The sequence below is a fragment of the Halocatena salina genome (assembly GCF_023115355.1).
In the GTDB taxonomy this organism is placed as follows: Archaea; Halobacteriota; Halobacteria; order Halobacteriales; family Haloarculaceae; genus Halocatena; species Halocatena salina.
Map to the genome: position 1 here is coordinate 671,473 of NZ_CP096019.1, position 23,607 is coordinate 695,079.

The 23,607-nt window shown below is 59.0% G+C and carries 22 protein-coding genes; 11 read left to right on the forward strand and 11 right to left on the reverse strand.

Annotation, left to right across the window (positions count from 1 at the left end; translation table 11 throughout):
* Positions 1–34: 34 nt before the first annotated feature.
* Positions 35–1,048 carry a deoxyhypusine synthase gene (locus tag MW046_RS03385; RefSeq protein ID WP_247994800.1) on the forward strand — a complete coding sequence of 338 codons (1,014 nt, stop codon included), beginning with the start codon at positions 35–37 and terminating at the stop codon, positions 1,046–1,048.
* Positions 1,049–1,080: 32 nt separating this feature from the next.
* Here MW046_RS03385 and MW046_RS03390 read toward each other — a convergent pair whose 3' ends face one another.
* From MW046_RS03390 to MW046_RS03400, 3 genes are all read right to left on the reverse strand, one after another.
* Positions 1,081–2,151, reverse strand: a complete 1,071-nt coding sequence (locus MW046_RS03390; protein WP_247994164.1) for an actin-like salactin — start codon at positions 2,149–2,151, stop codon at positions 1,081–1,083.
* A 648-nt stretch (positions 2,152–2,799) separates the two neighbouring features.
* A complete protein-coding gene (locus tag MW046_RS03395; RefSeq protein WP_247994165.1) occupies positions 2,800–3,756 on the reverse strand; it encodes a FlaD/FlaE family flagellar protein in 957 nt (318 codons plus the stop codon).
* A gap of 244 nt (positions 3,757–4,000) precedes the next feature.
* Complete coding sequence (locus tag MW046_RS03400; protein ID WP_247994166.1) at positions 4,001–4,237, reverse strand: transcriptional regulator; 237 nt, start codon at positions 4,235–4,237, stop codon at positions 4,001–4,003.
* A 133-nt stretch (positions 4,238–4,370) separates the two neighbouring features.
* Here MW046_RS03400 and ligA point away from each other — a divergent pair, with 133 nt between their 5' ends.
* From ligA to MW046_RS03415, 3 genes are all read left to right on the forward strand, one after another.
* Complete coding sequence (gene ligA / locus MW046_RS03405; protein ID WP_247994167.1) at positions 4,371–6,491, forward strand: NAD-dependent DNA ligase LigA; 2,121 nt, start codon at positions 4,371–4,373, stop codon at positions 6,489–6,491.
* A 126-nt stretch (positions 6,492–6,617) separates the two neighbouring features.
* Positions 6,618–8,351, forward strand: a complete 1,734-nt coding sequence (locus tag MW046_RS03410) for an MBL fold metallo-hydrolase (RefSeq protein WP_247994168.1) — start codon at positions 6,618–6,620, stop codon at positions 8,349–8,351.
* Positions 8,352–8,654: 303 nt separating this feature from the next.
* Entirely contained in the window at positions 8,655–8,891 is a 237-nt protein-coding gene (locus MW046_RS03415; protein WP_247994169.1) for a hypothetical protein, read from the forward strand.
* A 240-nt stretch (positions 8,892–9,131) separates the two neighbouring features.
* On the opposite strand, the gene MW046_RS03420 is transcribed toward MW046_RS03415, so the two are convergent.
* Together MW046_RS03420 and MW046_RS03425 are read right to left on the reverse strand one after the other, a co-directional pair.
* The gene (locus MW046_RS03420; protein ID WP_247994170.1) at positions 9,132–10,139 is read right to left on the reverse strand and encodes an AIR synthase family protein; all 1,008 of its coding nucleotides are present in this window, start codon (positions 10,137–10,139) and stop codon (positions 9,132–9,134) included.
* Positions 10,140–10,178: 39 nt separating this feature from the next.
* Complete coding sequence (locus tag MW046_RS03425; RefSeq protein WP_247994171.1) at positions 10,179–10,442, reverse strand: DUF7967 family protein; 264 nt, start codon at positions 10,440–10,442, stop codon at positions 10,179–10,181.
* Between the two features lie 94 nt (positions 10,443–10,536).
* Between MW046_RS03425 and MW046_RS03430 the strand changes: the two genes are divergently transcribed.
* Both MW046_RS03430 and MW046_RS03435 read left to right on the forward strand, forming a co-directional pair.
* On the forward strand, positions 10,537–12,291 hold the full coding sequence (locus MW046_RS03430; RefSeq protein WP_247994172.1) for an excinuclease ABC subunit C: 1,755 nt from the start codon (positions 10,537–10,539) through the stop codon (positions 12,289–12,291).
* 58 nt (positions 12,292–12,349) lie between these two features.
* Entirely contained in the window at positions 12,350–13,435 is a 1,086-nt protein-coding gene (locus MW046_RS03435) for an SPFH domain-containing protein (RefSeq protein WP_247994173.1), read from the forward strand.
* A gap of 55 nt (positions 13,436–13,490) precedes the next feature.
* Here the strand turns inward: MW046_RS03435 and MW046_RS03440 are convergent, their stop codons facing one another.
* Positions 13,491–13,931 (reverse strand): type II toxin-antitoxin system VapC family toxin, encoded by a 441-nt coding sequence (locus MW046_RS03440; RefSeq protein ID WP_247994174.1) that lies wholly within the window; start codon positions 13,929–13,931, stop codon positions 13,491–13,493.
* On the reverse strand, positions 13,928–14,329 hold the full coding sequence (locus tag MW046_RS03445; protein ID WP_247994175.1) for a FaeA/PapI family transcriptional regulator: 402 nt from the start codon (positions 14,327–14,329) through the stop codon (positions 13,928–13,930). The genes MW046_RS03440 and MW046_RS03445 overlap by 4 nt, the downstream gene beginning before the upstream one ends.
* A gap of 156 nt (positions 14,330–14,485) precedes the next feature.
* On the opposite strand from MW046_RS03445, the gene MW046_RS03450 reads away from it, so the two are divergent.
* Complete coding sequence (locus MW046_RS03450; RefSeq protein WP_247994176.1) at positions 14,486–15,319, forward strand: class I SAM-dependent methyltransferase; 834 nt, start codon at positions 14,486–14,488, stop codon at positions 15,317–15,319.
* A 15-nt stretch (positions 15,320–15,334) separates the two neighbouring features.
* Here MW046_RS03450 and uvrB read toward each other — a convergent pair whose 3' ends face one another.
* On the reverse strand, positions 15,335–17,422 hold the full coding sequence (gene uvrB, locus MW046_RS03455) for an excinuclease ABC subunit UvrB (protein WP_247994177.1): 2,088 nt from the start codon (positions 17,420–17,422) through the stop codon (positions 15,335–15,337).
* Between the two features lie 275 nt (positions 17,423–17,697).
* Here uvrB and MW046_RS03460 point away from each other — a divergent pair, with 275 nt between their 5' ends.
* The gene (locus MW046_RS03460) at positions 17,698–18,822 is read left to right on the forward strand and encodes a pre-peptidase C-terminal domain-containing protein (RefSeq protein WP_247994178.1); all 1,125 of its coding nucleotides are present in this window, start codon (positions 17,698–17,700) and stop codon (positions 18,820–18,822) included.
* 125 nt (positions 18,823–18,947) lie between these two features.
* Entirely contained in the window at positions 18,948–19,097 is a 150-nt protein-coding gene (locus tag MW046_RS03465) for a 50S ribosomal protein L40e (RefSeq protein ID WP_124955733.1), read from the forward strand.
* 27 nt (positions 19,098–19,124) lie between these two features.
* Here the strand turns inward: MW046_RS03465 and MW046_RS03470 are convergent, their stop codons facing one another.
* Positions 19,125–19,625 carry a DUF367 family protein gene (locus MW046_RS03470; protein ID WP_247994179.1) on the reverse strand — a complete coding sequence of 167 codons (501 nt, stop codon included), beginning with the start codon at positions 19,623–19,625 and terminating at the stop codon, positions 19,125–19,127.
* 75 nt (positions 19,626–19,700) lie between these two features.
* On the opposite strand from MW046_RS03470, the gene MW046_RS03475 reads away from it, so the two are divergent.
* Positions 19,701–20,033, forward strand: coding sequence for a nuclear transport factor 2 family protein (locus MW046_RS03475; RefSeq protein ID WP_247994180.1), 333 nt, complete (start codon positions 19,701–19,703; stop codon positions 20,031–20,033).
* Positions 20,034–20,188: 155 nt separating this feature from the next.
* Positions 20,189–20,509: a winged helix-turn-helix transcriptional regulator gene (locus tag MW046_RS03480; protein WP_247994801.1), complete on the forward strand. Its 321-nt coding sequence runs from the start codon at positions 20,189–20,191 to the stop codon at positions 20,507–20,509.
* Positions 20,510–20,515: 6 nt separating this feature from the next.
* On the opposite strand, the gene glmU is transcribed toward MW046_RS03480, so the two are convergent.
* The gene (glmU, locus tag MW046_RS03485) at positions 20,516–21,697 is read right to left on the reverse strand and encodes a bifunctional sugar-1-phosphate nucleotidylyltransferase/acetyltransferase (RefSeq protein WP_247994181.1); all 1,182 of its coding nucleotides are present in this window, start codon (positions 21,695–21,697) and stop codon (positions 20,516–20,518) included.
* 61 nt (positions 21,698–21,758) lie between these two features.
* On the reverse strand, positions 21,759–23,600 hold the full coding sequence (locus tag MW046_RS03490) for an FAD-binding protein (RefSeq protein WP_247994182.1): 1,842 nt from the start codon (positions 23,598–23,600) through the stop codon (positions 21,759–21,761).
* Positions 23,601–23,607: the final 7 nt, after the last annotated feature.

A 23,607-nucleotide genomic window follows, 5' to 3' on the forward strand; every position in this document is an offset into this window, starting at 1 on the left:
GGTCGTTGAAACACGTGCCACACGCAGTGGTTACATGGACGACGCTGATTCCGATGCCAACGGTGAGCAACCCCGAACGGAGTTCCAACACGATCCGATCGGCCACACGGATGTCAGTGCAGGAATGACAGTCGGAGAACTCATCGAAGAGTACGGCAACGCAGGCGTCGGCGCGGCCAACATCCACGAGGCGACCGACACCGTCGCGGAGATGTTTGCGAGCGACACCACCGTGTTCTTCGGACTCGCGGGGGCGATGGTTCCGACCGGGATGCGCGCGATCGTCGCGGATCTCATTCGAAACGGATACATCGACGTGCTCGTCACGACCGGAGCGAACCTCACACACGACGCGATCGAAGCTATCGGCGGCAAACACCACCACGGCCGGGTCAACGGGGAGCACACCGAACGCGAACACGACGAACAGCTCCGTGATGAGGAGGTCGACCGCATTTACAACGTGTATCTCCCCCAAGAACACTTCGCGCTGTTCGAATCACACCTCCGCGAGGAAGTGTTTCCGACGTTCGAAGAGCCGGTAAGCATTCGAGCGTTCACGGAAGAACTCGGACGGGCAAACGCCGCCGTCAACGAACGCGAGAACGTCGATGAAGCTCCGGGGATTGCCGCTACCGCCTTCGAAAACGACGTCCCCGTCTACGTTCCCGCGATCCAAGACTCCGTACTCGGACTCCAAGCATGGCTGCGATCGCAGGTTAACCCGTTCTCGCTCGACGCGCTGTCGGATATGTCCGATCTAAACGACATCGCGTACGAGGCGGACAGCACTGGGGCCTTCGTCGTCGGAGGCGGTGTTCCGAAGAACTTCGTGTTACAGACCATGCTCGTTACTCCGAAAGCGTACGACTATGCGGTCCAACTGACGATGGATCCACCCCAAACCGGGGGACTATCCGGAGCATCGCTCGATGAGGCCCGTTCATGGGGGAAACTCGAAAAGAACGCTCGAAACGTTTCCGTCTATGCCGATGCTACCGTGACGCTACCTCTCGTCGTAGCCGGTGCACTTGATCGGATCGCATGACTACCGGGCCTCGACCTCTCTTTCTGTAGCGATCAGTAGGCGTCGTCCTCCACGAACCGCTGAGCGATGCGTTGGGCACCGCGTGCAGCAGCAGTCACCGGCTCCTCGGGCGCGGTTACCTCGACTTCGTGCTGGAGTTCTTTGCTGAGTCGATCCTCGAACTCTTCAACGAGACCGGGGATACAAGCCATGCCTCCGGTGAGAACGATCGGCTCCTCCAACGTCTGCTTGTAGATTTTGATGTATCTGTTCGCCAGCTGTGGGAGGAACTCGTTTGCGATCTCGTCGACGGCTTCGTCGACGTACCGATCGAGCGCGTCAACCACGCTGCGCTCGATGGTGAACTCGTGGGTTCCCCCGCCGGGCTGCTGGATGATGTCGGTAAACGGCTGGAAATCGTTGAAATCGCCGTATTCCTCTTTGTACTCCCTCGCCGTGGTCTGATCGATGTTCACCCGGCCTTGGGTTTCTTCCTCGACGTTGTTGGCGATCCACCGGTCGACCTCGTTGCCGGTGACCGAGCCCGTCGAAAACCCGGACAGCTGCTCACCCCGCCGGTACGCACACGCTTCGAGGTTCGTCGACCCCATGTTGATCGCGATGAAGATCCGGTTGATCGCGTCCAATCCCCCGCCAAGCGCTGGAACTGATCCACACAGCGACTCCGGATAGCTCCGGATGAGTTGGCTCCCGATACCGCTCTGTTCGATCACTTCCGCCAGGTTCGACAGACCCCGCTCGTTGTCGATCGTCGGAATGGCGTACACCACGACGCTGTCTTCAGGCACGTTGTTGGCTCGTGCAAACTTATTGAAAAACGTCGCCGCCGTTTCGGCCCGCTCGTCGTCCTCGGGCAGCCCCGACCGAAGCATGAACTGCACCCGCTCGGGATATTCGTTCGCCGCTTCCTCGCCGTAAACCGCACGGCGCTTGCCCGTCAGCACGTCCTGATACGTCGCCAAACACGTGAGCGTCTCGTGGGTACGAACGACGTTGCCTTGGGGCTGTACCACGACTGTTCGGGTACTTCCCAATTTCACTCCGACAGGGGCCGGATTCTCTTCGTCTAATTCTTCCTCGTCATCCATTTCCTCATCGAGCATGTTGCCACCCTGTTTTAGCTCCTGGTACTTAGCATCATCCGTATGGTCCTGAATTTTTCATTGGTATGTAAATATAACCTATAATATAGGAATATGGGATGGACACGTCTTGCGAGAGGTGTATTGGCGTCAATTTTCACTGTACTGAAACGCCGTCCTCCGGTGGGCGTTCTACAGAAGTCAAGACAGAGTGCCTCAGGCTCTCGCACATCGCTCCGCGATGTACTGGATACGGGAAATCTCTGCTTTCCCGTGACTTGCTCCCGAGGGTGAATGCCGACACATCTATTACACGAGCCACCGTCACTCGGTACCGTTGCGTGGGTTAAAGGCCTTAATCCGACAGCTGCCGGCAGTTGCGGAGGAATGCGGTGCCTCTCAACACCCACGCCTTCGGCGTGGTGAGACAGGTACTGTCGGGCGGTGGTGGAGTGGCCGAGATTCGCTCGGCTGATCAGCCAGAACTTCGTTCTGGCGAAGCCGCCGACTTCCACGGACATAACGCGGGTGTTCGAGTGTTAATTCCATGCAACCCATCACGGGAAGCACGGGAGGAATTACATTCGCCTGCGACCGCACGCTCCGTTTTAGACGTGCGGTCAAAACGGAAGCCGCGGGGCGTATCCCCGGGGTACTTTACGGAGCATCTCAGTAGAAAACCATTCCTTCGGTACTGAGCGAGGCAATTTTGGCGACGTAGGCGAAGTTGAGGAGATGATCGCCTCGATCAAGCGTTTCGAAACCGTTTCCGTCCCGGTGATCGATCCACCGAAGCCGTTCTTTGAGCTGTTCAGCTACTGGTTCAGTCATCCAGCCGATCTCTCGGTAGCGGTCGAGCGCGTCGATCGCTCCTTGCGTACCTGCTTCGCACGTGAGAAACTCCAGCCAGTCGGTGAGGAACGTTTCGGCGTCATCGGTTGATAGTGTCGTGAGATACGGTTTCTCTCCGATCTGTTCGGGATCGATGCCTGCGATCGTGAGCAACCGATCACGCTGTTCTGCGGTTGGATCCTCGACGTGGGTTCGGTGTTGTTCCGGTGGTTCGGACCACACGAACCCGTATATTTCCGACTCCGATCGTGATGAGACGACACTCGTATCCACACAGTCCGCGATCGTGCGAAGCTCGTCCACTGGATAATCGATCGGGTCGATAACGACGTTTTCGGGAGAGTCGGTGTCGTCACTGCGTCTAGATGATTCCGAAACGACGGTGGTACCGCCGTCGTTCTCCGGCTCTGATGTGGAATCTTCATCTCCTGTAAATCTAGCAACAGACTGGGCGTGGACAGTTTCCTTGGTAGCGTTGTCACCGATCATAGAGTTTTCCGACTCCGAATTACGAGACGCGTCATGATCGTCGTAGAGCGATCCCTCCGTTCGTCGTTCGGTGGGGCTAGCCCATTCGAACTGGTCACCTGGGGTTGCCTCGGCGAGTGGATCAGCCGACGCCGCGTCGTCGGCTGGGGCCGTGTTCCGATCGGACGTTTCGGGATCATCAGTCGCCCAAACGAACCCGTATTCTCGGGATTCAGCGTCCAACGCGTCATCTACGCTCCCATCGTGGGTTTCAGACGCGTCGAAATCGCTCGAATCCACCACCATCGCCTTTCACTGATGTGCGTAACAACAGCACAACAATCTTTCCTCATCGGTTGAGATATAGAATCCGACAGGCGAACCAACGTCCAAACAACTTATCGGTGGCCAGTGGATATCTGAGCGTGGCACGAACGAGCGGTTGCCCGGACAAGATGCCCGATGACGATGACCACGAACTGAGCCGGACTCGGCACCCGGCGGTGATGAACCCTATGAGTTCCGAGGGTGTACTTGTTAGGAGAATGGATTATTGCATAACGGAGATCGCGTCCCGTACACGGTGGAGATCGTCGTCGATTCCCGCACCTGAACAGTCTTCAGTTGGACATTCGTAGTGCCATCCATCTTTCGTTGCCCGTCGTTCCGGAAAGCGTTCGCCACAGCACTCACAGAACAGTTGTGCGTCAGTACACGTATCCCGGTGGAGTTCAAGTTCGAGTTTCGTGGCGAACGTCCGTTTACAGTTTCTGCAACTGTGAACCATACTCCCGTTTCGGCCGCCAACGACTATAATGTTACCGACACGAACCCATAGTGTATTGAGATGACCGCCTCACCGAGAGATACGGACCACTCCTTTGCCTGCTTTTATGCCGTGGCTCCTACTACAGCGAGCAATGAGCCACACGCACCACGAACGTCCGGACAACCCTTACATCGGTGATCCGGAGACGGAGTTTGAGCCGGTCGATTCGCTCACGGAAGCGACAGCGACCACTCAAGCCGAACAGCTCCGGGAGGCGATCAGGTACCACGACCGACAGTACTACGTCGACGCAGACCCGGAGATCCCCGATCGGACCTATGATGCGTTGTTCTCGCGGCTACAGACCTTAGAAGAAGCGTTCGATCTGGATACGACGAACAGCCCCACTCAGCGCGTCGGTGGATCGCCGCTCGACGAACTGGGGACGGTCGACCACGTAGAGCCGATGCTATCCATCGATTCGAGCGGCGATATCGACGACGTTCGGGAGTTCGACCGTCGGGTTCACGCCGATCTTGGACTGTCATCCGAGACCGAGCAGGCATCTCTGGACGCGTACGCCGACGATCCCGTCGAGTACGTGTGTGAACCGAAGTTTGATGGACTGTCGATCGAGATCGTGTACGAAGACGGCCAGTACACGCGAGCAGCGACCCGTGGCGACGGCGAAACCGGTGAAGACGTGACCGAAAACGTCCGTACCATCGCTTCAGTACCGCTCGTCTTGCGAGGCGACGTTCCCGAGCAGTTGGCCGTCCGCGGCGAGGTATTCATGCCCCGAGACGCGTTTCAAGCACACAATCGCGAGCGCATCGAACGAGGCGATGAACCGTTTGCAAACCCTCGAAACGCCGCAGCAGGAACGCTTCGCCAACTCGATCCTAGTGTGACCGCAGAGCGCCCGCTCGATTGCTTTTTCTTCGACGTGCTCGATAGTTCACGCTCGTTCGATACCAACTGGGAGATCCACGAAACGCTGCCCGACTGGGGGCTGAAAGTGAACGATAGGACGGCGGTAGTCGATGACATCGAGACCGCTATCGACTACCGTGAGGAACTGGTGTCGGTTCGGGAAGCTCTCGACTACGAAGTCGACGGCGTCGTGATCTCGGTGAACGACCGACAGCGCTGTGATCGGCTCGGACGGACCGCACGCGCACCGCGGTGGGCTTTCGCCTACAAGCTTCCTGTCCGTACCGAGGAAACGACAGTTCGAGACATCGTCGTCCAAGTGGGCCGCACCGGTCGACTCACCCCTGTTACGCTTCTCGATCCTGTCGAAGTCGCAGGCGTGACGGTTTCCCGAGCGAGCCTTCACAACCCCGACCAGATCGAGGAACTCGGCGTCGACGTGGGTGATCGGGTTCGCATCGAGCGGGCGGGCGACGTCATTCCGTACGTGAGCGAAGTCACCGACCACGACACCGACACCTCGTTCACGTTTCCGACCTCCTGTCCCGTCTGTGACAGTCCCGTCGAGCAGGAGGGACCGCTCGCCTTTTGTACGGGCGGATTGACCTGTCCGATGCAGCGCAAACGGTCGGTGGAACATTACGCGAGTCGGGGCGGGTTGGACATCGAAGGTGTGGGTGAGCAGCGTCTCGATCAACTCATCGACACGGGGCTCGTCGAATCGATCCCGGATCTATACGATCTCAGACAGTCGGATCTCGCTCGACTCGACGGCTGGGGCGAAAAAAGCGCCCAGAACGTCATCGAGGAACTCGAAGCCTCCAAGGAACCCCCCCTAGACGAGTTTCTCACCGCACTCGGGATCCCCGAGGTCGGCGCGACGACGGCACGCGCGCTCGCACAGGAGTTCGATTCCTTAGACGAACTCGTAGACGCAACGGAGACCGAACTACAGTCAGTGCCAGACGTTGGCCCGACCGTCGCCGCCGAGATCCGGGGATTCTTTGACAACGATCGGAACGTAGCCGTCCTCGAAAAACTCCGCGATCGCGGGGTCGATCCACGACCGATCAAAGCGCCGACCGACACGGTGCTCGACGGACTGACGATCGTGTTCACCGGATCGCTGGATCAGTTCACGAGAAGTGAGGCTCAGGACCTCGTCGAACGCTATGGGGCCAACGCCACGACGAGCGTCTCCGGAACGACCGATTACCTCGTCGCCGGGGACAATCCCGGAACGAACAAACTCGAAAGCGCCGAGGAACATGACACCACCGTGCTCGACGAATCGGAGTTCGTCTCGTTTCTCTCAGACCACGATATTCCATACGAGTGAATGAAATTAGTATTATAACCATCTATCTCAATTTATTTGCTATACATTCCACAAATACATCCTGATTTTCAAAATATCCATGAATCATAGTTATATATTTTTAGCCGGTATCACCCATATATGAGGATGCACTACCAGCGTGCAAATCCCGATACAGGGGGTGAATCGTTTTTATTACGATTCGAAGGGGTTTGTTCAGATCGAATCGCGTGTTTGCTCGTAAACTCCGGACGTGGCGTCGATATCGACGATCTCCTCGACGAGTCGCGGGGAGAGCATCTCGCCGGTATCATCATCAACAACGCCCATCCGGAGTGTTACTGTACACTCGGTGAGAATGCGCGTGATGACGTGCCGATCTATGCGACTCATCAGACGGCCCAGATCATAGCGACAGCACTCACGGGACCACACGCACGTACTGTCGATCAACCCGAGACCATCCTCGAACAGATGGTCGTCGTCGATGGGTGGCACCAGTTCGTAAACGGGGTACAACTGCACCCGGTCCCGGTGGGTCACGCCCCCGGTGCTGCGGGATTCCTGTTCGAGATCGTCGATGGGAAGCGCTACCGGACGTTGTTCGTTGCTGATGAGTACACCGTTCGACAGGCCGGTGGCTATCCCGGTGTGTCACTCGATCTCGACGTGGAGATCGACGCGATGATCGTCACGGACGCCGTAGACCAGCCGGTACAACCCGCACTTACTGAGGCGTGTTCGATCATCTGTGAGCGCGCCAACACCGGTTCGACGGTGCTCGTCACCGCCGACGAGCCGACGGGGCTTCACGTCGCCGGGTTATTGGGCCGACTCGAACAGTCGCGTTCGGTCACCATCCTCGGTCGGATCGCGACTTTGTGGGAGGAGTTCGGCTATTCGGCACCGAACGTCACGATTCATCCCGAAGATCGGGTGGAGGCGCTCGGGTCTGGATCGATCGCGGTTGCGACGCCTACCACGCCCGTTCAGGGCTTATCCGGGCGGCTGTTCGAGGAACTGTCCGACGATCCCGATGCAGTAGTGGTTCGGCTCACACACGGGGAAGCCACGCCGATGTCGGCGTCACGGTGTATGGTACAGTCGCTTCCATGGCGTAACCTTCCCACGCACGACACACTGAGTACAGTCATCGACGCCTTCACCCCGGTACAGGTGGTGGTTGCGGATCGTAACGCGGCGGCCGACCGTGGGGGTCCTTCCTGTGACAGTTTCGTCTGGTGCATCGAGGATGATCTGGTGTACACGCTCTTCGACGGCGCTCGATGGGTCGCTCCTGCGGAGGTCGATCCCGACACCGAACACCGGATCCGAAACCGGGTGAGTGATCGGTACGAGGAACCCCTGTTGAGCGAGCACGGCCCGACGATACCGCTCCCCCAGTACAGTGAACCCGATCTCGCCGCGGAAGGTATCAACGCTGAGACGGTCCATGAACAGATTCAGGATCCGGTGCCACAGTCCGAACCGACGGAACAACCCGCTACGCCGATGCCACCACCCGCACCCTCCGACACGACAGCCGAATCGAGCGCGACTGACGGCGGAACCACTTCGATCGGTGCCTCTCTGGCTGCACTCAACGAACGGCTCACTACGGTCCAATCGATGATCGACGGCCGAACGCACCGCGCGAGTGTGGTAAATGCTGGCGACGACGTGTATCTGTTCCGTATCCGAAATCCTCCTGCGTCGTTCGAACACGGTCAAGAAGTATCCCTCCTCGTCACTGCCGATGACGACCACGGGCTGAACCCACCCCAAGAATCCCAACGGCAAGCCGGAACCGAACCCACCGACGATGGGAGTGACACTGAAACGGATTCCGAACCCTCCGATGCCCCGACTGAAGCGGCGTGAGTGACATCCCCCCTCGCCGTTTACGGCGAGATTCCCTTGACTTTCTACCACAAGGTAGGACATTTGCTTGTCTACAACGCAACTTGTTCTCTCGTTTTGAACGTCCCGCTCCCTCGGTCGAACAACTATGTCGGTAGAGAATCCGACGAGTTTCTTTCCTTATTACAATAGGATCTTCGGCGGTTTCGGAGCTTCCGATCGTGAAAACCCAGTTCGTAACAATATATTGCCATATAGAACACCCGCTGTATGAATTCGTAGAAAGCGTAAAAGTGCGGAGGAAAAACCTCCGCGACTTCCGTGATGACGTACCCAAGCTACCGCCGATTGTATTCGTATTATCTTTCCTCTGACACTTATGACAGCTACGCTAGTGGTATCCCGCTCCGGTGTGATGGCCGGAGCGTTCCGACAGGCGATTTGACCGACCCACGATTCGATGCCGTCGTCCTCATCCTGACCCACTCGCCGACACACGAATCGGATGGGTATGCGAGACCGACGTGCAACAGGAATCCGGAGGCCCGGCTCCGACAGTGACACGTGTCGCGTGTCGGTTGGTTCGACTCGTGTGTCCCGATGTTTCTCCGCACGACCGACGTCACAAGGCTACCACGGCCATCGTTCGTTCCGGTCTGTGGTGCCATGCCAACCACACTCTTCGTTCGTCCTGTGGATGTATAATACTCCCAGTAGCCTCAAACGGCGATTTTATCGTGTCGAAATAACAGATTTAACTGCAATAATTATAATATACATTATTTATACAGTGAATAATAATCACGTATTGGTTGCGTATTCGGCGTACACCGCCCACGACGGATCTGTCTCTGGGTGTTCGACTCGTGTTCCATCGACGTACACACCCCTGCCAGTGTGGGCTGTTCCGACGACAGCGGCGTCTGTACCCCGGTCATGGAGCGCGGTAACGACGCTGTCGGCGTGCTGTTTCGGTGCCGTGATGAGGAGTGTTCCGGAGCTGGTTGCGTGCCACGGTTCGATATCCAGATACGAACACACGTCATCGACGGCAGGTTTCGTCGGCACCGTCGCGCTGTCGATCTCCAATCGCAACCCGGCGCTGGCCGCAAGTTCGGTCAACGCTCCTTGAAGTCCACCTTCAGTCACGTCGTGTATCGCCGTCACCGGTAGCTCGCTAGCAGTGAGCGCATCCCGGACCGTATTCGTTTCGGAGAGCCGGCGTTTGGCAGTGGTGATGGTGTCCTCGGGAAGCGACATGCGATCTCCGAACAGCGTCGTGAGCAGTCCGACGGCTTCGACCGCTGGTCCGGTCGTGACGATCACCCGATCGCCCGGTTGTGTGCCGTCCGGTCTGATGAGGTCATCGTGATCCCCGACCGCGAAGGCGGTTGCACTGCCGATCCATGGATACCCACAGCCATCATACCGGGCGGTGTGACCTGTGACGATGCTTACACCGAGCTTCGTCGCGGTGTCGTCGATAGCATTCCAGAGCATCCCGAACTCCTCATCAGTCATCGAGGGCGGGAGCGTGAACGAGATCGAAAGGAATCGGGGGGCAAAGCCACTGACGGCCACGTCGGCCAGCACGATGTCAAGGGCGAACCGGGCCGCACGCTCGAAACCAAGAGCGGGGAGGATCGATATCGGATCAGTTGCCACGACGAGCGCGGTGTCGTTCACGTCGATGACGCCGAAATCCACGCCCGGGGTCGGACCGAGCCGGACATCTTCACGGTCGGCACCGAGATTCGGGTGGATGTACGTCTCGAAAAACCCCCTGTCGATCTTACCGTAATCGGGCATGTGGTCGGTAGGTTCGGCTTCGTCCTGTACGGTTCGATCTCAGACCGCTTCATCGGGTGCATGGGTTTCGGCCATCCGCGTTGCCTCCGTGGCATACCGCTGGCGACGCTGTTCGTCGTCGACTGATTCGAGGTTTTCACGCGGAAGTTCGACCGCCGCCGTCACGTCCGTGCGAGAAAGCATGGTCGCGGAGAGTTCCTTTCGGTGATAGCGGTCGCCGTCGGTGGTCGCGTACACGACAGTGATGAGGTTTCGCGTGTCGTACGATCGCTCGACCATCCACAGGCGAACGTCGTCAGCCATACACGCTGTTCCGGACGCTATGATTTGTAGCCACCGAACTGACGCGATTTACCACTCGTCACCTTCAAAGTTCCACGACCGGTATGGGATAGTGATGGATAGCACGGCCGTTCGTGATCGTGCTCGTGAACTACCCTGCGAGCCGGGCGTGTACCAGTTCCTCGATGAAGAGAGGGTAGTGTTGTACGTGGGGAAAGCGGTAGCGTTGCGCGACCGCGTTCGATCCTACGCCGATCCGCGATCCGCACGGATCCGTCGGATGATCGAGCGCGCCGACACCGTGTCTGTTGCAGTGACGGACACCGAAACCCAAGCGCTGTTGCTGGAGGCGAACCTCATCAAGCGCCACCAACCCGCGTACAACGTCCGGTTGAAAGACGACAAGTCGTATCCGCTGGTGCAGCTGACCGATCACTCCGTTCCCCGCGTCGAGATCACCCGAGATCCGGACGAGGCGGCGACTGTGTACGGACCGTACACCGACAAAGGCCGGGTCGAAACTGTGGTGAAGGCTGTTCGGGAGCTGTACGGTGTCCGTGGCTGTTCGGATCACAAGTACGCAAATCGAGATCGGCCCTGTCTCGACCACGACATCGGTCTCTGTACCGCCCCGTGTACGGGTGAGATCTCTCAAGCGGCGTATTTAGAAGATGTCGAGTCAGTCAAACGCTTTTTTGAGGGAGAAACGGGCGTGCTCGCCGATCCGCTCGAACGCGCCATGGACACCGCGAGTAACGCCCAGCAGTTCGAGCGCGCCGCGAATCTCCGGGACCGACTCCACGCTGTCGAGGCGTTTCACGGCGAGGGCGGCGAGGCCGTCACCACACGCGAGGATCGGACCATCGACGTACTCGGCGTCGCAATCCAGGGATCGATGGCGACCGTCGCTCGCCTCCACAGCGAGAACGGCAAGCTCGTCGACCGCGAGCGCCACAGTCTCTCCGGGGCTGGCGTCGATTCATCTGCTACCGAGCACACCAGCGAGAGTGCAGCCGTGTTGAGCGCGTTCATTCCCCAATACTACGCCGAGCGCCGTCTACCCGATACGCTGTTGCTGCCCGAGCGACCGACTGACGACGACGTTACCAGCTGGTTGGAGACCGAAGGTGTCACGGTGACGGTCCCCGGAGCCGGCCGGGAAGCGAGGCTGGTCGAGCTCGCACTGAAAAACGCCCGGCGAGGGGACGACCACACCGACGAGGGGGCGTTGCTCTCCCAGGCGCTCGATCTGGATTCGATCGATCGTATCGAGGGATTCGACGTGAGCCACGCCCACGGACGGGCCGTCGTCGGCAGCAACGTCACGTTCGTCGATGGCCAACCCGAAACGTCCGCTTACCGCCGGAAAAAACTCACCGACCGAAACGACGATTACGCGAACATGCGCGAACTGATCGACTGGCGGGCTGAGCGCGCCCGGACAAAACGAGATGACCGTCCCGATCCGGATCTGTTGCTCATCGACGGCGGCTCGGGACAGCTTGATGCCGCCCAGCACGCACTCTCGGAATGGGAGTTGGAGATCCCGTGTGTCGCGCTCGCAAAAGCGGAGGAAACGGTCATCACCCCCGACCGGACGTTCGACTGGGCCAGTGACGCGCCACAGCTCCACTTACTCCAGCGCGTTCGTGATGAGGCCCATCGCTTTGCCGTCCAGTACCACCAAACGCTGCGCGACGATATCCAAACCGTTCTGGACGACGTTCCCGGCGTCGGACCGAAAACCCGAACGAACCTGCTTCGCCGGTTCGGATCGATCGACAGCGTCCGGACCGCCTCGCTCACGGAACTCGAAAGCGTCCCCGGCGTCGGAAAACGAACGGCGGAAACGATCGATCAACGGCTGTAAGATACTGCTATCAGTCGATCCACGAAACGCTTAATCCTTTCTCGAGGTATGTTATCATATGGACAGCCCGTTGTACAGATTGGAGCAGCTGACGGCACGATGGACGCTTCGTCAGTTTACGGCGTATTTCATCGCGCTCTTCGTGCTCGCGGGCGTGTTCGCGCTGTCGGCCATCGATCCCGTGTTTACCGTTGGGCTGGTGGTGCTTGGGGTCGTCATCGCGGGGGTAGCGAGTGCCGTAGAGATCGTCAGGGCCTACGAGAAGCGAGCGCTTTCGGTGTTCGGCGAATATCGGGGGCTGCTCGGTCCCGGGCTGCATTTCGTCGCGCCGTTCGTTTCCCGAACGTATCGGTTCGATCTCCGGACACAGACGCTTGACGTTCCCCCACAGGAGGCGATCACGCGGGATAATTCGCCGGTCACGGCCGACGCCGTCGTGTACATTCGGGTGATGGACGCGAAGAAGGCGTTTCTCGAAGTAGACGATTACCGCCGGGCCACGTCGCTGCTGGCACAGACGACGCTTCGGGCGGTGCTCGGGGATATGGAGCTCGACGAGACGCTCTCACGGCGCGAGGATATCAACGAACGCATCGGGTCCGAACTCCACGAGCCGACCGACGAGTGGGGCGTGCGGATCGAGGCCGTCGAGGTACGGGTGGTGGAACCCACACCGGACGTCGTGAGCGCGATGGAACAACAATCATCTGCGGAACGACGCCGCCGGGCGATGATCCTCGAAGCACAGGGTGAGCGCGTGAGCGCCATCGAGCGCGCAGAGGGAGACAAACGAGCGAACGTCATCCACGCAGAGGGTGACAAACTGGCCCGGATACTCCAAGCCCAAGGCAACGCCGTGTCGACAGTGCTCGGTGCGAGAGCAGCCGAGTCGATGGGCGAACGCGCGATTATCGATACAGGATTGGAAACGCTTGGGGAGATCGGCCAGAACGGTTCGAACGCGTTCGTCCTCCCTCAGGAACTCACGTCGCTGCTCGGTCGCTACGGAACGCAGCTCTCGGGCAGCGACGTTCGAACTGACGTTCAAAGGTTGGAAAGCCAGCTGCTCGATCCGGAAACGCGCGAGCTGCTCGATCTCGATTCGATCGAAGCGATCGGTTCAGGTGAGGAAGACCCGGTGTAATGTCGCGTGGTGTTCATCATTTTGAACGGACGTCGTACTGACGCTCAAAGCCCACTCAGTACCGATCAAAGGGAACGAGCGTGAACCCCAGCGTCTCAAAGTCGTTGTCGAACCCGAAGACGTGTTCCACGTCGTATTTGCGGGCAAGAACGGCGGTTGAATGATCCACAAAGGAGATGTCCTGATCGTCGTACCGCTGAAACCATTCCCACGCAGTCATAAACTCTGTGTGACCCACTGGTAGCAGGTTGAACGTCTCGGATTCGAGAATCATCGTCAGTGCGTCGACCACTTTCCTGTGACCGACCGAATAGAGCATGGTAGTCGCAAATTCTGAGAGTATGTACCGACTCGTGAACACACGGTGGAAGGTTCTATCCGACCGGATTTCCTCAAAGAGAGCGTTCGCCTCCTCATGGTGGGAATCCGTCTCGACGAACGCAGCGTAAAAGCCACCCGTATCGACGATGACTGACTCCGCAGAAATATCATTCATTCGTGGGGATCTCCGTAGAGCACATCATCGATCCGTTCGGAGATGTCTGCCGGTGTGTCGCTTGAATACGTCTCGCGGCTGAAAAACGGATCGTTTGGATTGACAGTAGTGATTTCGAGATCGTTCGCAGACTCATCGACCCGCCACCAGAGTACCGTTCGTCCCGTCTTCCGACGGCGGATCATCCCGTTTTCGTGGAGACGTTTGAGTTTTCGGCGCGCGGCCTCCGTCGAGCAGCCCAGAATCGTAGCGACATCGCTCGACGTGATCGCTGGTCCATCGACCCGCTCGAAAACGCCGAGGACACGCTCTGACGTGACCGTTTCGGTGTAGCCATATTGGAATACCCTATTGGAAGTATAGGGATGGGGATGTGGATCCCCGATACCGTGAGCCACGAAGGGCGTTCCACCGAGGAGTGCTATACTGAAACTGTCTTATGGGCTCGATCCATACCGAATGCTGTCGTTTTCTTAGCGGAAGGTGGGAGCGATGCAACTACCACTAGTGCGTGTTGAACCGACTGATAACGACGCAGCGACAGAGGGCCGACCATGGAGCCGGTAGCGCTCGATGACCTTCCGCGACACTCTGCGTGGGCTATCTCCCTCCTGGATCCATCTCGTGATCCACCGAGCACACCCGGGGCGTACACAGAGATTGCGACGTATGACGACATCTACGCCTATCTGCTCGAACAATACCGCGAACAGCCAGTTTCACGAAAAACGTTTTCGAACGAAATCAAATCACGAGGGCGTGGGAATCCGGATGTCATCTCGGTCGAGGAACGTCTCTATCTCGCCACCACAACAGAACTGCTCGGACGAGAACGGGACGCCGTCCGAGACGCTCTCTATCCGATACTTACCGGTGGTGAAACCGTCGTTGATCTCGGTTGTGGCTGGGGGGCGACGTTCGGCGTGATTGCCGAGGAATTCCCCGGTGTGACCGTGGTCGGCGGTGAGGTGAGCCAGCACGGCGTTACCCTGGCACGTGAACTGTACAGCGACACGGACCGGATCTCGACAGAACCGTTCGATTTTTACGGCGAGTGGGACCTTCTTCCGGAAGAGGGTCCCACTGTCGTGTTTACGCGAGGCGCACTCACGACGATCGACGACGTTGAACCGGTGATCGATCGACTCGCAGCACGCGCAGCGGCCGACGACATCATCGGCGGCGTTCACCTCGAAGAAACCGGCCCCCACCCCGATACGCTCCTCGGACTGCTCCGTCAGCGGTACGCGACGGCCAACGACTATAACACGGATCTCGTGTCTGTGTTGTCCGAGCATCCAGACCTTTCGGTGACGGCTGTCGAATACGATGTGATCGGAGCGAACCCGCTTCACCCCTTGACGGCAGTGCGGTGGCGGCCGATATAGAGAACACCGATCGTCTCAGAACTCCTCGGTTTCTGGCGCGATTCCCTCTTCGTCCAGTTCGTAGGCGTCCTGGATCTCCCGAATTCGATCCCGAATGTCCGCGGCCAGTTCGAACTCAAGGTTACTCGCGGCTTCGTCCATCCGTCGTTCGAGATCCTCGATGTACTGTTCGGCTTCGGCGGGCGAGTCGGGTTCGACGCCCGCCACGCTGCTCGTGTCGGTTTCGCTGCCGGGCAGCGTCGTTTCCCCGACCTCCTTTTGGATCGTTTCGGGCGTGTAGCCGTGGTCTGCGTTGTACTGTTGTTGGATCTCGCGCCGACGCTTGGTCTCCTCGATTGCCGCTTCCATCGCGTCGGTCGTTTCGTCGGCATACAACACGACGGTGCCGTTGACGTTGCGGGCCGCCCGGCCCATCGTTTGGACGAGCGTGGTCGTCGACCGCAGAAAGCCCTCCTGATCGGCGTCGAGGATCGCCACGAGCGACACCTCCGGAATGTCGAGTCCCTCCCGCAACAGATTGATCCCGACGAGTACGTCGAACTCACCGAGGCGCAGCCCCCGGACGAGTTCGTGTCGTTCGAGCGTGTCGGTCTCGTCGTGCATGTACTCGACCGCAACGCCAGCCTCATCGAGATATTCGGTGAGATCCTCAGCCATCCGCTTTGTCAGCGTCGTCACCAACACCCGTTCGTCGTTCTCGATTCGGTCGTCGATGCGGTTGAGGAGATCGTCGATCTGGCCCTCTGTCGATGCGATTTCGATGCCGGGATCCACGAGATGGGTAGGACGGACGATCTGCTCGACGATCTGATCGGAGTGGTCGCGCTCGTACTCTCCGGGCGTTGCGCTGACGTACAGCGTGTCACTCGTGCGCGCTTCGAACTCCTCGAACGACAGCGGGCGGTTGTCGTAGGCCGTCGGAAGCCGAAACCCGTTGTTGACGAGCGACTCTTTCCGGGATTTATCGCCTGCCAACTGGCCACGGATCTGGGGTAGCGTCTGGTGGGATTCATCGACGACGGTGAGAAAGTCATCCGGGAAATAATCGAGCAGGGTGTACGGAGGATCGCCGGACCCGCGGTCACTCAGATGCACGGAGTAGTTCTCGATTCCCGAGCAGTACCCCGCTTCCCTGAGCATTTCGAGATCGAACGTGGTGCGTTCTTCGATGCGCTGGGCGGCGACCAGATCACCTTCCCGTTCGAAATACGAGATGCGTTCCTCGAGGAGCTCCTCGATCTCTCCGATCGCTCGCTCGACGCGTTGTTCGGGGATCGAGTAGTGTTCCGCCGGGTGAACGAGCACCGCCCGCTGTTCGCCTTTCGATTGGCCCTCGACCACGTCGATCTTCTGCATCCGGTCGATCTCCTCGCCCCAGAACTCGATCCTGACGGCGTACCGGCCGTACATCGGGAACACCTCCACGGTGTCGCCCCGCACGCGGAACGTCCCCTGTGTGAACTCAACGTCGTTGCGCTCGTAATTGAGATCTACGAGCGCACCCAGCAGTTCGTCGCGATCGATCCGTTGACCAGTTTCGAGCCGGAGCGACATTTCCTCGTAGTTCCCCGGATCACCCAGTCCGTAGATGGCCGACACCGACGCCACCACGATCACGTCGTCTCTGGTGAGCAACGAGCGCGTCGCAGAATGGCGTAGCCGATCGATCTCATCGTTGATCGAAGCGTCCTTGTCGATGTACGTATCGCTTTGCTCTACGTACGCTTCCGGTTGGTAGTAATCATAATACGACACGAAGTACTCGACGGCGTTGTCTGGAAACAGCGTTCGAAATTCGTCGTACAGCTGGGCCGCAAGCGTCTTGTTGTGTGCGATCACCAGCGTCGGCTTCTGGACCTCCTCGATTGCCCATGCAACTGTGTTGGTCTTACCAGATCCGGTTACACCCAGCAACGTCTGCTCTGTCGCACCGTTCTGATACCCCTCCACGAGCTGTTCGATAGCTGAGGGCTGATCGCCTGCCGGCTCGAACGGCGCATCGACCCGAAACCGCCGGTTTAGATCCGGTCGATCGGGAGAAAGCGGCGAGGAATCCGCGACGGAATCCGAACGGGAGTCGGAGCTAGGGCTGGGATCGCTCATCGAGAACGATTGTAGCCGAGAGCACTTCAGCCGCTCGATCCCGGCGGTTCCCGTTCGCTCCCACGGCCACAAAACTTATTATTATCGTATAGACATGTCTGTTGGCCACAAGACTTATCATAAATATGCGTACACTACTATATGGTTCGATAGCGCTAGTGTCGACCCTCTGTCGGCGGTAGCGCTCGATGAATCATGAAAGGATGATTAGGAAAAGAGTAACGACCGGTGTAGTAATCGCAGTGTTGATCATCTCCATCGTAGGAGCTGGTGCGATGGCGACAGGTGTGTTGGCTGCCGACGAGGGGGACAACGACGACAGCCGTGAGACCGCCACGGAGATGGCTCCCAACAGCACCGAAACCGGCGCACTCGAATCGAACGACACCGACTGGTATGCGTTCGACGTAGAAGCTGGTGAGCGGATTTGGGTACACCTCGATCTCGGCGAAAACGATACGACCCTCGACCAAAACACGTCTGCACGACTGGACATCTTCGGACCGTCCGGCGAGAATGTGAACGACTATCCGCACGACGGGATGGGTCCAGCGTATCGACCAACCGCTGGTGCCCCCATGCAGGCGGCAGGTGGGACGATTGCCGAACAGTCGGGCACGTACTACGTTCGGGCAAAGGGGACGAACATCACCGATTACGATCTCACGGTTGAGACCCAGCGACTCGACGAACACGATCCGAACGAACGGCCAGCAACGGCTACGTCGATCGAGTCCGGCGAGACAGTCTCGGCGGTGATGAGTGGTCCCGATCTGGACACGTACGCGATCGATCTCGAAAAAGGCGAGACGATCAACGTGACAGCCAACCACAGTGACTCCGTTCTGGTGAACGCCCAGCTTCTTCACCCGAACGCAAGCGATGAGTCTCCAGACCGTTTCGTCAATGATCACGTCGTGGAATGGGATTACTCGGATTCGTTCACTCACACGGCGAACACGAGTGGAACGTATTTCGTTTGGATCTCCCCTGAGGAGGAAGGCATTGGATCGTTCGATGAGGAGGCTCCATACGATCTGTCCGTTAGCGTCTCAGAAGACGACTCGACCGACGAAAACGATTCGGAGACCGACGACGGACCGACGGAGACCCCAGAGGACGACGACTCGACCGAATCGACCCCTGATGAGACTGAACAGTCCGATTCGGACGACTCAGCTGATGAAGGCGACTCCACGGACGACTCGACCGAATCGACCCCTGATGAGACCGACCAGTCCGATTCGGACGAATCGGTAGACGATAGTGATAGTACCGGTGACGATACCGCTACTGAATCACCCACGGATACGGACGACACCGACCAGTCCGATTCGGACGGATCAGTAGATAATGTCAGTGACGATGCCGAAGACGCCTCCGACCGGTCGGAGTGCTAAGCAGTAGACGACACGTCGACATCCCTTGCTGGCACTGTTCGGCCCTCCCACGAACTGATTTCGATCAGGATACGGATGCGGTCGGTCTCGGAAATCCTAAGTAGCCGACTCGATTCAGAACGAACATGGCTAGTTTCCCCGAGGCCGAGGATCGACTCCTCGACAAGCAGATCTGTATGCGTTGTAACGCGCGCAATCCAAAGCGTGCCACCAGCTGTCGGAAATGCGGCTATAAGAACCTCAGAACGAAGGCCAAAGAGAACCGCGCGGTCTGAGACCGTCGACAGCTATCGATTCGAGGATCACACCGATTCTTCGCCGAGGTACTCCGCTTGGACATCGACCACTGCCTCGGAGTCGGCACACGCGGCGTACCGTGACAGGGGTTCCTCGTTCAGTTCGAGGAACGTGTGCCCCCACCGGAACTTAGAGAGCAGTCGCTCCGCGTGTTCGCGTTCGCCGAGGATGCACAGCGCGCCGGCGAACGCCTCGACGGTGTTGAGTTGGAACGGTCGGCCGTAGTTCACGGGATTGGCGGCGACCAGAAACGGGAGCGCTCGGTGGGGGCCTTGTAGCTCGAACGCCTCCTTTTCGGCCGTCTCCCACGAACAGTCGAGCGCGACCAGCGCTGTATGGTCCGCGTCGGCTGGAGAGAGCGCTTGATTTGCGAAGGGATTCAGAACGATTCCTGGTGGTGTCGCACCCGCGGAACGGTGTAGTTCTGCGAGATCGAAGCGTGCGAGTTTGCGGGCGCTACATTTCTCAGGATCGTCGTCACCCTCGTATCGGACGTGAATCTCCACACTGATACTGGTCGATCCATCGCTAAAAACCGACCGACCACGGTTTTCTTACTGTCACCGTGCTTTGGGTGCGGTATGGACGCGCTCGCTCGTGCGTACTATCGCGCTATCGACGAAGAGGAGTACGAGACACTCTCCACGCTGCTCGCCCCCGAATTCACTCACGACCGTCCGGACCGAACGATCGACGGACGGGAGGCATTCGTCCGGTTCATGCGTGACCAACGGCCGGAAACCGATACCACCCACGAGATCACCGACGTGTTCCGAAACGAACACGCGATCGCCGTCCGTGGTGAACTCATCCACGCCGACGGGGAAGCGTGGTTCGAATTCGTCGACGTGTTCACCGTCGAAGACGAGTCGATCGTCTCGCTGAAAACGTATTCAGGATCAACGGACGAGTGAGACCCTCCGGGAGAGCCACCACGTTCCAGCCGACCAGTTGTATCTCGAAATCAGGTTCGAATCCGAACCTACATACGCGTCTGAACGATAGTGCGAGTAGATCGATGGAACGGGCCGATGCGCATCACGGATCAAAAGAGCAGCTCAGCGATGGCATGTGCTACGTTGCCAAATCGTTGAAACAGATCGGCTCGGAATGGCGGCTGATCGTACTACACGATCTCCAAGGGGATGAAAAGCGGTTCAACGAGTTGAAGCGATCGACCGAAGCGAACTCGCGCACTCTCTCTCGTGTTCTCGATGACCTCCAGGAGATGGGCTTCGTTACCCGTCGCCTCGAAGAGGACGCTCCCGTTGCGACGTACTACAGCCTGACCGAGAAAGGCGCGTCGTTGTGCCCGGTGTTCGATGCGATCGAACAGTGGGGGAAACAGTGGATCGAGGCGACGGAGACGAATCCCGGTCAATCCGATTGAGTGGGGCTATGGGTCCCGATGGACCTGTTCACCGGGGAGGGTAGTGGTACCAGGCGCGAGGACGACGCCCGGCGAGAGTGAGGTGTTAACACCAGTTTTAGCGCCATCACCCGCGACGATTCCGTACTTTCGACGACCGGTCGACACGCGTTCGCCTTTGACTGTTTGTTCGATGGCTGTCCCGTCGTGGCGGAGGTTTGCGACCTGTGTGCCGGCACCGAGATTCACGTGTGGTCCGAGGAGACTATCGCCCACATACGAGAGGTGTGGCACGTTTGTATCGTGCATGAGAACGCTGTTTTTGATCTCGACGCCGTTTCCAACGTGGCAATCGGTTCCGATCCGGGTCGCACCGCGAACGTAGGTGTTGGGTCCGACGCTCGCCCCCGATCGAATCAACGCTGGTCCTTCGATAACAGTTCCGGCGTCGATCGTTGCGCCCTCCTCCACGACCACGGCGCCCCGAAGCTCTGCGCGCTCGTGGACTTCGCCAGCGACGTTTCGCTCGAGTCCGTCGAGTTTCCACTCGTTCGCTTCGAGGAGTTCCCACGGCCGACCCACGCCGAGCCACCTGTCGAGCTCGACCGCTCGAACGTTCTGGTGGTCGATGACGCGAGCCAGGACGTCCGTGAGTTCGTGTTCACCACGCTCGCTTTTGGGAACGTCGAGCCACTCGCGTGCGTCGGCGGGGAAAACGTACGCGCCTGCGTTCACGAGATTGCTGGGTGGCTCCGTGGGTTTTTCGACGATTTCCGTGATGTACTCCTCTTCCATCGAGAGCACACCGTAGTCGCTCGGATTGTCGACCCGGACGGAGGCGACCGCTGGACCGCCCGAGAACAGTTCGGCCATGCTGTCCTGATCGTACAGGTCATCGCCGTTGAGCACCGCAAACGGCCCGGTGATGTGCTCTTTTGCGGCTCGAACGGCGTGGGCGGTGCCGAGCTGTTCGTCTTGGGTGGAATATTTGATTGGAACGCCACCGTAACGGTCGCCGAAATACGATTTGACGGTGTCTCCCTCATAGCCCACGACGAACACCAGTTCGTCGGCACCAGCGTCGATGGCTGCGTCTGCGGTGTGTGCCACGAGCGGCCGGTCGCCGACGGGTAACATCGGTTTGGGAGTCGAGTGGGTCAACGGACGCATCCGCGTCCCCTCTCCTGCTGCGAGGATGATTACCTGCATACCGGGATTCGGGACCCCCGCCGGGATATGCCTACTGTTCTGTGCTACTCGCTTCAAGCGATCAGTAGCTCCGCACTTTCGGTTCGTACTCCTTCGACTCTCCTTCGAGAATCACGTCCGTGTAGTACAGTTCCGGAGCGCCATCGTTCCACGCGACCATCGTGTGTTTGAGCCACTCTTCGTCTTTGCGTTCCTGGTGGCTTTGGCGCCAGTGTGCGCCACGGAACTCGGTTCGTGCGAGCGCGCCGAGCGTGAGAACTTCAGCTTGGTCGATGAGGTTGCGCGTCTCGATGGTGTGCATGAGATCGGTGTTGAACGTGCGAGACGGATCGCTCACACCCACCTCTTGGTACCGTTCCCGACACGCCCGGATATCCTTGAGGGCCTGTTTGAGACCCGCTTCGTTGCGGAAGACGTTCACGTTTTCCGTCATCGTCTCTTGGAGATCGGACCGAACGTCGGCGTGGTTGATCCCATCCGTCTCCATCAGGGTCTCGACGCGCTCTTGTTGTCGTTCGAGCGCGCGGTTGACGACCTCTTTGGGCGATCCACTGTGTAGCTCGCCGCCGTCAGCGACAGCGTCCTCGCTCCCCGTTTCGACGCGACCGAGTTCGGTTGGTACGTCGACGTCGGCGGTCTCGGTCCGTGCGGAAGAACCAGTCTCGATCTGTGCGTCGGCCCCGTCCTCGCTGGCGGCGTGACGGCCCGCACGCGCGCCGAACACGATGAGTTCGGGTAGCGCGTTGCCACCGAGCCGGTTCGCACCGTGAACGCTCACACAGGCACACTCCCCCGCGGCGTACAGTCCATCGATGCAGGTCTCACCGTTCTCGTCGGTCTCGATACCGCCCATCGCGTAGTGTTGCCCCGGTTTGACTGGCATCGGCTCTTCGAGCGGGTCGACGCCTTCGAAGTCGGTTGCGAGGTGGATGATGTTTTCCAACCGGTCGGTGATTCGCTCTTCGCCCAAATGGCGCATGTCGAGGTGGACTGCGTCGTTCTCGTATCCACGACCCTCGTTGACCTCGGTCACCTCTGCACGTGCGACGACGTCACGGCTGGCGAGTTCGCCGTCGTTGTTGGCGTACCCATACTCAAACATGAACCGTTCGCCGTTGCTGTTGTACAGGATCCCACCTTCGCCCCGAACGCCCTCACTGATCAACACGCCTGTCGAGGGAAGCGTCGTGGGATGGAACTGCACGAACTCCATGTCTTGGAGGGGTACTCCCGCCCGGTAGGCCATCGCCTGTCCGTCGCCCGTCTGTGCGACCGCGTTAGTCGTGTGGGCGTACATCTGCCCGGGACCACCGGTCGCGATGACGACGCCATTGTTAGCGATGAAGCCGTTCAGTTGCCCCGTCTTGATGTCGTAACCGATACAGCCCTGACACACCCGGTCCTCGGGGTCTTCATGGTCCGTCACCGCCAGATCCATCACGTACTGCTCGTCGTACACCTGGATCCCGCGTTTCACCACCTGCTCGTACATCGTATGCAGGAGATGGTGGCCGGTCTCTGCGCCCGCGTACGTCGTCCGCGGGAACGACAGCCCGCCGAACGGACGTTGGGATACCCGTCCGTCATCTTCACGCGAGAATGCCATCCCCCAGTGTTCGAGTTGGATCGTCTCCTCGGGACTGTCCTGACAGAGCGTTTCGACCGCCGGAGCGTCCCCGAGATAGTCCGACCCCTTCATCGTGTCATAGGCGTGGTCCTCCCACGAGTCACCGTCACGGAGCGCCGCATTGATGCCACCCTCCGCCGCGCCCGTGTGGCTCCGAACGGGATGTAACTTCGTCACCAATGCCACGTCCGCACCCTCTTCGTTGGCAGCGATCGCCGCCCGCAGTCCAGCACCACCCGCACCGACGACGATCACATCGTGTTCGTATAATGTCATAGTTGTG